This window comes from Methanobrevibacter sp. (assembly GCF_045114555.1).
Lineage (GTDB): Archaea > Methanobacteriota > Methanobacteria > Methanobacteriales > Methanobacteriaceae > Methanobrevibacter.
The window spans coordinates 102331-116191 of sequence record NZ_JBGUKT010000022.1 but is presented as its reverse complement, the minus strand read 5'-3'; the positions used below and the strand labels follow the sequence as shown (position 1 = coordinate 116191).

Here is a 13861-nt window from a genome sequence, read left to right as displayed (position 1 = left end):
TATAAAATTATAAGAGTTATTATATTTTTTAGAAATTGTAAATGTTGATTAAATGTTATAAAAAGTATTTTTTAAATTTGGTGTTTTTCAATGATTTATGATAAGTTATTTAAAATGAGCAGGTTCACTAGGGAATTTTTGCTTTGGTACTTAAAAAGAAAAGAAGGGGGAGAATGGCATTCTGAGACTTTAAGAACTCTTTTTATGAGGCATCGTAAAATTGAAGCGGGAAAGAATTCTTATGGTTGGGCGCATGATTATATTAATGGACCCTTAAAGATTGGTAAATATGTTAGTATCGGTAGAAACTTTAGAAGAATTTCAAAAAACCACCCAATAGATTACATCACAACACATCCTTGTTCATTCAGCCCTGAATTTGGCTGGGTAAAAAAAGATAAGCGAAAACGTGAACTTCTTGAAATTGGAAATGATGTTTGGATTGGAGATAATGTAACTATCCTTCCAGGTTGTAATCGTATTGGAAATGGATCAATTATTGCAGCGGGGGCTGTTTTAACAAATGATGTTGGTTCATATGAGATTTGGGGAGGAGTCCCCGCTAAATATATTAAAGATAGATTTGATAAAGAAACTGCAGAGCATTTAGAAAATACTAAATGGTGGGATTTAGAAGAAGATGAGTTAAAAAAATATATAAATGATTTCAAAAATCCTAAAGAGTTTTTAAAGCATTTTGAAAAATAGCATTATAAATTTAATAATAATAAATAATTATAAAATTCAGTTTAAATAAGTGGTAATAATTTTACAGCTTTTTGTAAAAATTTGTTTGAAAAAAAGTTAAATAAAAAAATAATGGAGAATTATAATTCTCCTCTTTCTCTTCTTTCATCAAGAAGCTTCAATCCGATCTCACCTAATTTGTATTTTTGGATTTTACCACTTGTGGTAAGTGGGAACTCATCTACAAAGAATACATATTTAGGAACTTTATATCTGGCAATGCTGCCGATACAGAAGTCTCTGATATCCGCTTCAGTAACATCATCGTATCCAGGTTCCTTGATAATGAATGCACCAACGATTTCACCGTATTTCTCATCAGGAATACCTGCTACCTGAACATCCTGTACACATTCATGAGTGAAGAGATACTCTTCGATTTCTCTTGGATAGATGTTTTCTCCACCACGGATAATCATGTCCTTGATTCTCCCTACAATGGAATAGTATCCTTCCTCATCTACAGTAGCTAAGTCTCCAGAGTGTAACCATCCATCTGGCTCAATGGTTTCAGCGGTTTTTTCAGGCATGTTGTAGTAACCTTTCATTACATTGAAACCTCTGCACATGATTTCTCCAGTTTCTCCAGGTCCAAGTTCCTCACCAGTTTCCGGATCTACGATTTTTACTTCAATATTCGGGAATTTTCTTCCTACAGTATTGATTTTTTTCTCAAATGTATCCGCTGCATTGGTTTGAGTAAAACCAGGTCCTGCTTCTGTAAGACCGTATACACTGGTAATTTCTTTCATGTTCATTTTATTGATTGCATCTTTCATTGTCTCAACTGGACAAGTGGAACCTGCCATGATACCTGTTCTAAGTGAGGACATGTCAAACATCTCAAACATTGGATGGTTCATCATACCAATGAACATTGTAGGCACTCCATAAATGGAAGTGCACTTTTCCTTTTGAATGGATGAGATAGCAAGGAGAGGGTCATACTCTTCAAGGACAACCATGGTTGAACCATGGGTAATTACAGCCATTACACCGAGTACAGTTCCAAAACAGTGGAATAATGGCACTTGCAAGAGAAGCTTGTCCTTTTCAGTATAATTCATGTTTTCTCCAATGTAGTAACCGTCATTTAGAATGTTACGGCTTGTAAGCATTACACCTTTAGGGAATCCTTCAGTACCGCTTGTATATTGCATATTGATTACATCATTTTGGGTAACTGCATCCTTGATCTTTTGATACTTTTCCTCATCATAGTTCATACCTAGAAGTAATAATTCGTTAGTGTTAAACATTCCTCTATGCTTTTCTTGTCCTACATGGATAATGTATTTTAAATAAGGGAATTTTTCACTGTTTAAATTGCCTCTTGCACTTGTTAGCATTTCAGGTACAAGTTCATGAATAATGTCGAAGTAGCTTGTATCTCTAAATCCATCAGTCATACCTATCGCTTTCATTTCAGATTGCCCTAATACATATTCAAGCTCATGTGATTGGTAAGCGGTGTTTACAGTTACAATAGCTGCACCGATTTTAGCGCATGCAAACATAAATGTTAACCATTCAGGCACGTTTTTAGCCCAAATACCTACACGGTCTCCCGGTTCAATTCCAATAGAGAGCATTCCTTTTGCAAGGTTGTCCACTCTTTCATCAAATTCTTTATAAGTAAATCTAAGGTTTCTATCTGGATAAATGATAAACTCATGATCCGGCTGCTTTTCAACCATATTTTCGAAGAATTTACCAATAGGAAGTTCAGTAAATAGTTCACTCATATTTTCACCATTTTCAATAATTATTAGTTGTTTTATATTTTGTTTTTAATTTTTTTCTTTTAATTTGCTTTCCGTATAAAGGTTAGATTATTCAAATTCTAATTTATTTAATAAGGAGTGTATAAAACAGCTAATATTTTAGCTTTGTCACCGCTGGAGTGTAAATGATGAGGTACAACTGAATCATAGAATATGCTGTCTCCTGCAGCTACAGTAAATTTATCTTTACCATATTCCACTTCAATTTCTCCTTCTAATACATAAATGAACTCTTCACCTTCGTGGGAAGATAATTTGTAATCTTCTTCATAGGTAATGTCAATTATATATGGATCGATGTTTCTGTCGATTTTACCTGCACCTAAAGAGTGGAATTCTAAGTTACTTGCATTTGTCACATCTTCTCTTCCGGAGAAGTATAATACATTGTTTGGTTTTCCGCCTCTTACTACAACAGGTCCAAGTTGTGGAGTGTCATCAAGGAAAGTTCCAACTCTAACTCCAAGTGCCTTTGCCATTTTAGTAAGTGGAGTGAGGGAAGGGATGATTTCACCATTTTCCATAGCTTGAAGAACTTCTAATTTAACATCACTTTTTTCTGCAAGCTCTTCAATGCTCATATTTTGTCTTTCTCTAATGCTTTTTACCTTTAAAGCAAATTCTTTGTTTTCTTTCATTGTTTCACCTTTATACATAAAATTTTGTTTACAGTTTTTATTAGTTAGTTTTAATTAGTTTTAAAGTTTTAAATTTGAGTTTTGATTATAAATATTTCATTATATTCCCTATAAACGAGTAATTTTACATTAAATGTTTAAAAAAGAGAATTAAGAAGTAAATAAATTTAATAAAAAAAGATTTCAAGGAGATTATTCATCATCACCAGTATCTGTCTGACCTGAACTTGGTTTTGAGTGTGAATTGTCTCCTCCACCATTTTCATTGTTGTTTGAATTTGAGTTACTGTTTTGATTGTTGTTCCTATTGGAACCATCATCAGTATTATCATCAATAGTGGAATTTGAATCAGTTGAATTATCAGTTTCATTAACTTCTTCTACAACTTTTTTTTCTTCATAAACCGCATTTATGGTTGCTGGAGAAAAATTATCGTCATCCAAGGCAATCATTTTATCAGTATCATTGATCCCTGGCAATGATGTGCTGACAAAATCTCCTGTAAATGCAGCTGCAAAATTACTCAATCCCAAGGCAAGGATTGCAATAACAAAAAATATGCAGAATTTAGCTTTTCGATCAACTTTCAAATTCTCACCTCTTCATAATTATAATATTAATATAAACATAAAAGTTAATTTAATAGTATATTTTTAAATTAATATACATTATTAATTTTTCAATTAAATAGTATTTATATATTATGGTAAATTATTTTTTATTTACTTATTTTTCATTTATTCCATTATTTGTTTAACTTAAAGCATTAAATCATTTATCCTTGTTAATTCTTTCGTTTATTTAGTTTATTTTCCTTATTTTTTCCTATATCCACTTTTTATGGGGAATATTTATATACTTGAAAAACATATAGTATTATGTCGGAAGTCGGAAGCCGTCTTCCGATAGGAAATAAATAATTTTTATTTGGAAGATTGAGTTATGTATTATTCAAAATAAAAACTAATTAAAATTAATATAATCCTTAAATTTAATCTAAAATTAGTCTAAAACATCAAATTTCTTAATTAGTTTATAATCAAAAAAATAGCTGAAATTCTATTAAGGTTCTTTATTAAAGTTCTTTATTAAAGTTCTTTATTGAAGTTCTTTATTAAAAAAATTATTTTAAAATTATTTATTTCCTTAAATTTTTATTATTAATTGATTTATGAGAAATGATAATATGGTTATGTTAAGTACAGGAGATACTGCATGGATACTCATCGCTAGTTTATTAGTTCTTTTAATGAGCATCCCAGGAGTAGCTTTCTTTTATAGTGGTTTAACAAAAAGGAAAAATGTATTGAATACAATGTTTTTAACTTTTATAGCATTCTCCATAGCAAGTGTGATATGGGTAGCTTATGGTTATCCTTTTGCTTTTGGAGATGTAAGTATTAATGGATTGATTTCACAACCAGCCCATTTCTTCATGACTGGAATTGGCATAAATGATTTGACTGGTTCCATTCCAACAATATTATTTATTGTATTCCAGTTGACTTTTGCAGGACTTACTGCAGCTCTTGTATCTGGGGCTATTGTAGGAAGAATGAAAACATCCGCCTGGATGATATTCATCATTGCATGGGTGAGCTTGGTTTACATCCCTATTGCCCATTGGGTATGGGGTGGAGGATGGCTGATGCAAATGGGAGCATTGGACTTTGCAGGAGGTACAGTTGTACATATTAACTCTGGAGTAACAGCTTTAGCATTGGCTCTTGTCCTTGGAAAAAGGAAAAATCCTTCATTATTGCCACATAACTTAGGTTATTCAGTTTTAGGTGCAGGGCTCCTATGGTTTGGATGGATGGGATTCAATGGAGGATCCGCTCTTGCAGCTAATGGACTTGCAGCTTCTGCCATTTTAGTTTCAAATGTTGCTGCAGCAACTGCACTTATCACATGGGTATTGATTGATACAGTTAAAGTAGGAAAACCTACTATGTTAGGTGCAATTACTGGTGGTGTTGCAGGTCTTGTAGCGATTACTCCAGCAGCGGGATTCGTTGATGTTCCAGCAGCAATCATTATAGGATTTGTAACTGCATTTGTATCCTACTATGCTATCTATTATTTGAAATCAAGATTCGGTTACGACGATGCATTGGATGTATTTGGAGTTCATGGTCTCTCAGGTGTATGGGGAGCAATAGCTACTGGTATTTTCGCTTCACCAGCAATCAATGGAGCAGCAGGTTTGCTATTTGGAAATCCTAATCAATTAACAATACAAATCATAAGTATTATTGCAACAGCAGTTTATGCATTTGTTATCAGCATAATTCTTGCAAAAATCCTTGATAAGACAATTGGTATCAGAGTTGAAGAAAAAGAGGAAATCGGAGGACTTGATGCAAACTTACACAATGAATCTGGATACAGATTGTAGAATTTGCTTAATGTGGAGTGATATTTATGAAAAGGATAATTGCAGTTATTCGTCAGGAAAAGTTTGAAAGCGTTAAAAAAGCATTGATTGATGCCGGCTGTGAAGGAATGAATGTTTCAGAGGTTAAAGGAAGAGGAAGGCAAATGGGTATCAGGGAATCATACAGAGGTTCCAGTTACTGTATTGATCTTATTCCTAAAACACGTCTAGAGCTCGTTGTTAATGATGAGGACTTAGAACGCATTTTGGATGTTATTGTAGAAAGTGCACACACCGGTGAAGTTGGAGACGGTAAGATTTTCGTTTCTGATGTAGCTGAAGTGATTAGGATTAGAACTGGTGAACGAGGTTCTGATGCTGTTTAACTCAAGCTTTTTGAGGCTTCGCCTCAAAAACCTTGACCAAAACTTTTTCCTTTAGTTTGGAGTAATATTCAAAAGTTTTTTATTTTTTTATTTTTCTTTTTCTATTTTTTCATTTAATCTAATTTTTTAATTTTCATATTTTTAATTTTTTTATATATTTAAATACTATTTTTAATAAATTATAATTTAGAAAAATAAATTAGCATTTAAATTTATTATTTGTATTTTAACTATTTTTAGAGGAATCTTATGTCAATTGATGATAAAAATCAGGAATTTGAATTGATAATCAAAACAAGTGATGGTGATGAAATACTAAAGAATTCAGACACTGTGCTTGTTAAATTTGGCCCTAAAAGAAATGGGATAGTCACTTCTTGGTTAAATGGGGGATACAATGAGGAGTTATCTGCTGTTTTCAATCATCAACTGTCTCAGGAAAATATTGATAAATACGGTGATGGTGGCATATTGGATTTCCTAAAGGATTTGTCATCTGATTTTTATAGCGATTTGGATTTAAGAAGCGAAAAGTTAAGTGGGCTTATAACATCTGCAGACATGAACAGCTATTCAATATCTTGTGAAAAATATAAGGATATTGAAGTAATAGCAATTACAACTGCAGGTGCGAGAGTAAATGCAGTTTCTGCAGGAGACCTTGCTTCCTATTATGAAATCAATGCAGATTATCGTTATGATTTAGATGAAGATTCTGACAATAATCAAAATCCCAATAAGCCTGGAACTATCAATACAATACTTTTAATAAATACAAAACTTGATGAAAGCTCTCTTCTATTGGCAGAAATGATTGCTGTTGAGGCAAAAGCAGTTGCCCTTAGGGATTTAATGGTGTCAAGCAATTATTCAAATGAAATAGCTACAGGTACAGGAACTGATGGAATAGCTATTTTCTCAAATCTGGAAAGTGAGAACTTTACAGATAATGTAAGCAAGCATGCAAAAATAGGGGAACTCATTGGAAAAGTTGTCATCGATTCAATCAAAGATGCTTTGGCAAAATTGCAATGGTTGACTCCAACTTATCAATTGAATGCCTTGGTTAGATTGGATAGGTTCCAATACAATTTGGATGATTTCTATAATGATTATTTGCCAAAACATGTGAAAATGGAAGATGAAGATGATAAAAGGAAATTCATTCTTTCATTAATCCGCATTTCTAAAAATCCGGAACTTGTTTCATATGTTTCATTGATCATTCATCTTTTAGACCAGTACAGATATGGTTTATTAAGCAAAAAAACAGTTCTTAAGGCTTCCAATTCAATTTTGGAAAATCAATTGAACAGAGATGAATGGATTTCAATGAAATTGCTTTTAGATTATATCATCAAGACACAATTAGATTGATTTTCAAATAATTCTATTTTCTCATTTTATTATTTTTTCTATTTTTTATTTTATGATTGATATTATATCAAATAGGCTTTATTTAAAAGTATTACTTTTTTTAAGATTTTATAGTGTTTTTTATTACTTTTTAAACATTTATATACTCTTATTTATATAATAAATAATCAGTTGGAGGTTTTAGTATTTTAGAGGCAAGAAATATAGTTTATGAATATCCTGATGGGACAAGGGCATTGAACAACATTAATTTTAAAGTGGATAAAGGAGAAATGGTGGCTCTTTTAGGAAGAAATGGGGCTGGCAAGTCCACTCTATTCTTGCATTTCAATGGTATTCATATTCCAAAATCCGGTGAAGTTTATATTGATGGGGAGAAGTTGGAATATGATAAGGAAAGCCTTTTTAAAGCCCGTCAAAAGATAGGAATTGTATTTCAAAACCCAGATAATCAACTCTTTGCTCCAACTGTAGAAGAGGATGTGGCCTTCGGACCTATGAATTTAGGACTTCCAATTGAAGAGGTGGAACAAAGGGTTAAGGATTCCCTTGAAAAAGTAGGAATGGCTGGATTTGAAAAGAAATCCCCTCATCATTTAAGTGGCGGACAAAAGAAAAGGGTAGCTATTGCAGGTATTTTGGCTATGAAACCAGAACTGATGATTCTTGATGAACCTACCTCCGGTTTGGATCCGAAAGGGGCTTCCCATATTCTTAAATTATTGTATGAATTGAACAAGGAAGGAATGACTATAGTCATCTCCACTCATGATGTGGATTTGGTTCCTGTCTATTCAAGTGAGATTCATTTGATAAGTGATGGAGAAATCATTGCTGAAGGAAAACCTCATGATGTATTTTCTGATGTGGACACAATTAGGGCGGCTGATTTGCGCCTTCCAAGAATGGCACATCTTGCAGAAATCTTGGAAAAAGAGGATAATATTGATTTCGGTGGAGATTATCCCTTAACTATTGGTCAGGCACGTAAAAAGTTCCTGGATTTATTGGAATAATTGAATTTATTTTCCAATACTAATTTTTACTATTTGCTATTTTTTGATAATTTTTATCCATTTATTTTTATTTTTTAATTTTTATTTTATGTGAGATTGTGCACATTCATTTTTTCTTTTTTTCTACTTATAATATCATTTAAATAGGATTATCAATAAAAAAATTAGTAGAAAACTTTACTGTTTCTTTGTGATGATTTAAATGACTGAAGAGATTATTAACCAAATTAAGAGGAATTTAAGCGGAAATCCAGATTTGGATAGGGATTATTTGGTATCCCAATTGGATTATTATAAAAATCACGAATCCGCTTATGAGATCATTAAAGAGATTTCAGGATTGATTTGGCAATCTTTAGACTTTTATCATGAAGAGAATAATGAGGAATCCAAGAAGACAAATGTATCACGGATTCTTGATGACGTCATTCCACTTATTGAAAATCGTGACAAGAAAACCGCTTTGGAAAAATTAGAGAATTTCATGAGTCATTTTGAGGATAAGTATGAAAATGAGGAAATTCATAAGGAAAGCGATTTCAAATCAAATAGGTCAATCACTGAAATTCAATATATGAGATATGAGTTAAACAAATTGTCAAGAAGTCCAAAGTCATATAATATCAATCAGAAAAAGAGCAATAGGGTTAATTGGCGTAAAGATGTAAAAATCAATAAGATGAATAAGGATAATGAGGAAGAAATTTCTGTTCAAAAGGAGTATCATAGCTTTTTAAATCCTCTTGAAGAAATCTTATTTTATCAATACATAGGCCTAGAGAAGGAATTGGCATATATTCCATTCAATGAGCCATTATTTGATTTGTATTATATATATGGAACATTGCTATTGGAAAATGATGATTTTGCAAAGGCAGAGGAATATCTTCTTAAGGCATTAAGAATCAATCCAGTCTCTTCAAAAACCATACTTTCCCTTGCAGACATTTATAAATCAAAGACACGAACCTACAATAGGTTTTTCCTATACAATGTGGATGCATTAAAGTTTGCATACAAGAATGAGGATATTGCAAGAGCATATAGAAATTTCGGTTTCTTCTATGTTGAGGAAAATCAATTGGATATTGCAGCTGTCTTCTATGATTTCAGCCTAAATTTTGATTTCAATAGGCAGGCATTCAGAGAGTTGGAATATTTGAAATCCAGAGGAATCAATACTGAAATTGATAGAAAGGATGCAGAAAATGTCATTGAATCTAAAAAGATTCAAGTGGGAGTTAATCCATTTATTTTAGACACTTTAAGGATTATTTGTGTTGATTTGGAAATTAGGAAGTATTATAGAGGAGCTTTGTATTTCTATAGAATCCTATATGATTTGACTAAGGATAATCATATCTTAGGCAAGATCAATTCAATTCAGAATAGGATTTAAACAATTTATGAATTTTTATTAAGAAATTTCCATAATTAATTTACTTTATATATAATTAAAAACATATTCTATAATGTATTAAAATATTAAGATTAATTATTAAGATAATTTTATTGGAATAATAAAATACTTTTTAAAATAATGTTTATTTGGTGAGTAAAATGAGAATAGGAATTGCAGATACTACTTTTGCTCGTTATGATATGGGTGCTGCAGCTATTGACGAATTAAAGAAAAACGCTTCAGACTTAAAGATTATTCGTGTTACTGTTCCTGGTGTAAAAGATCTTCCAGTGGCAAGTAAAAAGCTAATTGAAGAGGAAGACTGTGAAATTGTAATGGCACTAGGAATGCCTGGTCCTATGGAAAAGGATAAGATGTGTGCTCATGAGGCATCAACAGGATTGATTCGTGCTCAACTCATGACAAACACTCATATTTTGGAAGTGTTTGTTCATGAAGATGAAGAGGAAGACCCTAAGGAGCTCAAAAAATTAGCAGACAATAGGGCTCGTGAACATGCTCAGAATCTTATCAAGATGATGTTCCATCCTAAACAAATGAGGAAAGAAGCAGGAAAAGGAATGAGAGAAGGTAAAGAGGACGCTGGTCCATTATAATTTTAAATTTAATGTAAGATTTAATTTTAACTTTATAAAGATAATTGAAATTAAGATATCATGTCAGATGAAAATTCAGAAATCACTAAAGATGTTTATTTAGTCGTTCCGGCATTCAATGAAGAGAAAACAGTTTCTCAAATCATTGAGGGAATAGCTGAAAAAGGATATAAAGTGATATTGGTTAATGACGGTTCAAAGGATAAGACCCTTGAATTTGCTATTGAATCTAAAAGGAAATACCCCCATCAGATATTTGTAGTCTCTCATGTAATCAACAGAGGATTAGGGGCTGCATTAAAGACTGGAATGGTTCTTGCACTTGAAAATGGAGCTAAATACATCGTAACATTTGATGCTGATGGACAGCATGAAATAGAGGATATTCCTAAAGTTTGCAAGCCTTTAGTTGATGGGGAGGCAGATGTTGTAATCGGTGCAAGGCCTTTTGAAGACATGCCTCTAAGTAAAAGCTTTGCCAATTACATTATGAATGCTTTAACTCTTATATTCTATGGAAGAAAGGTTAAGGATTCACAATCTGGCCTTAGGGCATTTACAGCCCATGCAGCAGATGTTATAAACATCGTTTCAAGGGGATATGGTGTATCATCTGAATTCATTAAGGAAATAAGTGATAAGAATTTAAGATTAGTGGAAGTAACAATTACTACAATCTATACTCCAGAAACCCAAAACAAGGGGACTGATGCAATTGTAGGTTTAAGGATTTTAACTAAGATGGTAATTGATTTATTCAGAATATAGTTAGATTTGAAAGTATTTTTTAGAAAATTATTATAACTTTTTTAAGAGGAAGTGTTATTATTATAGGTCCATTTCGTACATATCAAGTTTTATTAATCATTGCAACTATAATAGTCATTATATTCTTCTATAGGAGATTAAGAGTTAAGAAAATCACTCCTGCTACATTTGTACTGTGGATTTTAGTCTGTATATTGGTTAATTTCTTTGCTTTTGCTCCTAAATTAAGTGATCCTCTTGCAGGATTCTTTGGTTTTGGTAGAGGATTAGATTTATTGCTTGTTTTAGGATATGCACTTCTAGTTTATGCAATTTTTAGACTATATGTTAAAGTTGATGAATTGAATAGGAATACAACTGAGCTAGTTAGGGAATTAGCCATTAGAGATGAAATAAAATTAGAAGATATTGATAATGAGGACGAATAATTTTTTTAGATTTTTTTATTAATTACTTAAATAATTAAAAGAATTTGCAATATTATGATTTAAGTAAGGTTATATTATGTTATTATATTTTAGAGGATGCACAGCACGTGAAAAATTGAATTCTATCAGCAAGGCTACTGAAAGAATATTAAAAATAGCAAAAATCAATTATGAGACCTTAGAAGATGAAAAATGTTGTGGATCTGTACTCTTGAGAACTGGTTTTGTAGATGATGCAATTGAGCAGATGAAAGGAAATTTAGAGGATTTGGAAGGAAAAACCATTCTAACTTCATGTGCAGGTTGCTATAAGACATTAAAGGAAGATTATAAGGAATACCTTGATGTTGACTTAAAGGTCATTCATATTTCTCAATTATTGGAGCAATTGATTAATGAAAATAAAATCAATCTTAAAGGCAATAAGGACTTAAAGGTCACTTATCATGATTCATGCCATTTAGGAAGACATGCTGGAGAATATGAAGCTCCACGTAATGTAATCAATTCCATTTCCAATTTAGTTGAAATGGAAAACAATAGGGAAAAGGCAAGATGTTGCGGCTCTGGAGGAGGAGTGAAATCCGCTTACGGTGACTTATCCAATTCAATAGCTGATTTGAGAATTCAAGAGGCAAAAGACACTGATGCAGACTTATTGGTTAGTGCATGTCCATTCTGCAAATTGAATTTAAGTCAAAATTCTGATGATTTAGAAATTTTAGACCTGTCTGAATTTGTTTTAGAGCATTTGGATTCAGCAGATGATAATGAAATCACAAGTCGTTCTGATTCCAAAGAGGGGGAAATCCAATGAAGGATGAGGAAATTGAATCAATGAGAAAAGTATTCAATAACCTAAAGGATAGGATAGAGCCCCTTGTGAAATCTCCAAGAATACAAGCTCTCCAAAAAAGGGTCATAGATATTAGAAAGTATGCAATAGACAATAATGAAGAGCTATTAGCTCTTGCCATGAAGAGCTTAAAGGAAAATGATATTGATTGCTTTTATGCAAATGATGATGAAGAGGCAAGAAAGATATTGCTTGATTTAATAAACGAGGAAATTGAAAATAGCAATATTGATAAAAATGAGGTTTTCATTGCAAAATCCAAGTCCAACACTCTACGTGAAATTGATGCAACTCAATTTTTGGAAGATGAGGGCATGACAATTGTCGAAACTGATTTGGGAGACCGTATTCTGCAATTGAAAAAAGATGATAACAGTCCAGTTCATCCTACTGGCCCTGCTTCCCATTTGACTGTTCATGACATTGCAAAGATTGTCAATGAGTCTATGAATTTGGATTTGCCTGCAGAACCAAGGCCAATTATGGAGGCGGTTAGGGAGGATGTTTTAAGCCTTCTAGAGAAATCTTCCATAGGGCTCAGCGGTACCAATTCAATTGCTGCTGAAGATGGGGCTGTTTTAATGGTTCACAATGAAGGAAACATCAGTTTGGTTCAAAACAAAAAGCTTCATATCATTGTTGCAGGAATCGATAAATTGGTTCCATTGCTTGAGGATTGCGTTTCAATAGGTAAGCTCGAAACAGCATTTGCAACTGGAAAGCCTTTGACTTCATATATCAATATTGTGGCAGGCCCTTCAAAAACTGCAGATATTGAGAAAAAACTTCTTAAAAACATGTATGGGGCTGAAAAAGTTGCAGTCATTTTGCTTGATAATGGCAGAAAGGATGCTATTAAGGAATGTCTTTGGTGCATTGGATGTGGAAATTGTGTTGTCAATTGCCCTGTCTATAATGTGGTAGGTAATGAATTCGGTTATCACAGCTATTTAGGTGGCCGTGGTGTTGCATTGAGCAAATACCTTAAGGATAACAAGGGATCAGTTGATTCTGGTTTGTATATGTGTACATTATGTGGTATGTGCACTGAAAATTGTCCAGTTTTAACTCCTACAAATAAGATCATTGAGGATTTAAGAAATACAACTCAAAAAGATGGACTTTCTAGAGAGCAACATAAAAAAATACGGGATAACATTAAAGAAAAAGGATCTCCTTATTAATTTTTGTTTTTCTTACACCTTTATCTCTTCATGAATTCCTATTTTAAGCTTGTTTTTAATATTTTTTTAATATTTTTTTAATATTTTTTTTTTTTAATTGTTATTTTTTAAGTTTATTTTCTTTTTCAAATATTAATTAAAAATTAATTTAATTTAATAAATTTTAATTTTGATATTAAATTTTAGTTATTTTATAAATTAATCTCTATTTTTTATTTTATTTTAATATTAAAACAATATTATTAGTTTAAATCAATTTTTAAGACTAAAAAACTGTTTA

General features: G+C 32.0%; 14 protein-coding genes. 11 read left to right on the top strand and 3 right to left on the bottom strand.

Annotation, left to right across the window (positions count from 1 at the left end; all coding sequences use genetic code 11):
- Positions 1–114: 114 nt before the first annotated feature.
- The gene (locus tag ACJMLB_RS05570) at positions 115–708 is read left to right on the top strand and encodes a CatB-related O-acetyltransferase (RefSeq protein WP_405324370.1); all 594 of its coding nucleotides are present in this window, start codon (positions 115–117) and stop codon (positions 706–708) included.
- A gap of 119 nt (positions 709–827) precedes the next feature.
- On the opposite strand, the gene ACJMLB_RS05565 is transcribed toward ACJMLB_RS05570, so the two are convergent.
- From ACJMLB_RS05565 to ACJMLB_RS05555, 3 genes are all read right to left on the bottom strand, one after another.
- Positions 828–2492: an AMP-binding protein gene (locus ACJMLB_RS05565; RefSeq protein ID WP_405324368.1), complete on the bottom strand. Its 1665-nt coding sequence runs from the start codon at positions 2490–2492 to the stop codon at positions 828–830.
- Positions 2493–2599: 107 nt separating this feature from the next.
- Entirely contained in the window at positions 2600–3169 is a 570-nt protein-coding gene (locus tag ACJMLB_RS05560) for a helix-turn-helix domain-containing protein (RefSeq protein ID WP_405324366.1), read from the bottom strand.
- 192 nt (positions 3170–3361) lie between these two features.
- Positions 3362–3760 (bottom strand): hypothetical protein, encoded by a 399-nt coding sequence (locus ACJMLB_RS05555; RefSeq protein ID WP_405324364.1) that lies wholly within the window; start codon positions 3758–3760, stop codon positions 3362–3364.
- A 596-nt stretch (positions 3761–4356) separates the two neighbouring features.
- Between ACJMLB_RS05555 and ACJMLB_RS05550 the strand changes: the two genes are divergently transcribed.
- The 10 genes from ACJMLB_RS05550 (at position 4357) to ACJMLB_RS05505 (ending at position 13581) form a co-directional block, all read left to right on the top strand.
- Positions 4357–5568, top strand: coding sequence for an ammonium transporter (locus ACJMLB_RS05550; protein WP_405324362.1), 1212 nt, complete (start codon positions 4357–4359; stop codon positions 5566–5568).
- Between the two features lie 26 nt (positions 5569–5594).
- Positions 5595–5933: a P-II family nitrogen regulator gene (locus ACJMLB_RS05545; RefSeq protein WP_298536912.1), complete on the top strand. Its 339-nt coding sequence runs from the start codon at positions 5595–5597 to the stop codon at positions 5931–5933.
- Between the two features lie 249 nt (positions 5934–6182).
- On the top strand, positions 6183–7310 hold the full coding sequence (locus ACJMLB_RS05540) for an adenosylcobinamide amidohydrolase (RefSeq protein ID WP_405324360.1): 1128 nt from the start codon (positions 6183–6185) through the stop codon (positions 7308–7310).
- A gap of 185 nt (positions 7311–7495) precedes the next feature.
- A complete protein-coding gene (locus tag ACJMLB_RS05535) occupies positions 7496–8326 on the top strand; it encodes an ATP-binding cassette domain-containing protein (protein WP_405324550.1) in 831 nt (276 codons plus the stop codon).
- Between the two features lie 202 nt (positions 8327–8528).
- Positions 8529–9725: a tetratricopeptide repeat protein gene (locus ACJMLB_RS05530; protein ID WP_405324358.1), complete on the top strand. Its 1197-nt coding sequence runs from the start codon at positions 8529–8531 to the stop codon at positions 9723–9725.
- Between the two features lie 161 nt (positions 9726–9886).
- The gene (ribC, locus tag ACJMLB_RS05525; RefSeq protein ID WP_292788836.1) at positions 9887–10345 is read left to right on the top strand and encodes a riboflavin synthase; all 459 of its coding nucleotides are present in this window, start codon (positions 9887–9889) and stop codon (positions 10343–10345) included.
- A 60-nt stretch (positions 10346–10405) separates the two neighbouring features.
- Entirely contained in the window at positions 10406–11113 is a 708-nt protein-coding gene (locus tag ACJMLB_RS05520; RefSeq protein WP_405324356.1) for a glycosyltransferase family 2 protein, read from the top strand.
- A 26-nt stretch (positions 11114–11139) separates the two neighbouring features.
- A complete protein-coding gene (locus ACJMLB_RS05515; protein WP_405324548.1) occupies positions 11140–11541 on the top strand; it encodes a DUF2304 domain-containing protein in 402 nt (133 codons plus the stop codon).
- Between the two features lie 76 nt (positions 11542–11617).
- Positions 11618–12358 (top strand): (Fe-S)-binding protein, encoded by a 741-nt coding sequence (locus ACJMLB_RS05510; RefSeq protein ID WP_405324354.1) that lies wholly within the window; start codon positions 11618–11620, stop codon positions 12356–12358.
- On the top strand, positions 12355–13581 hold the full coding sequence (locus ACJMLB_RS05505) for an LUD domain-containing protein (RefSeq protein WP_405324352.1): 1227 nt from the start codon (positions 12355–12357) through the stop codon (positions 13579–13581). Before ACJMLB_RS05510 ends, ACJMLB_RS05505 begins: the two co-directional genes overlap by 4 nt.
- The last annotated feature ends 280 nt before the right edge of the window (positions 13582–13861 follow it).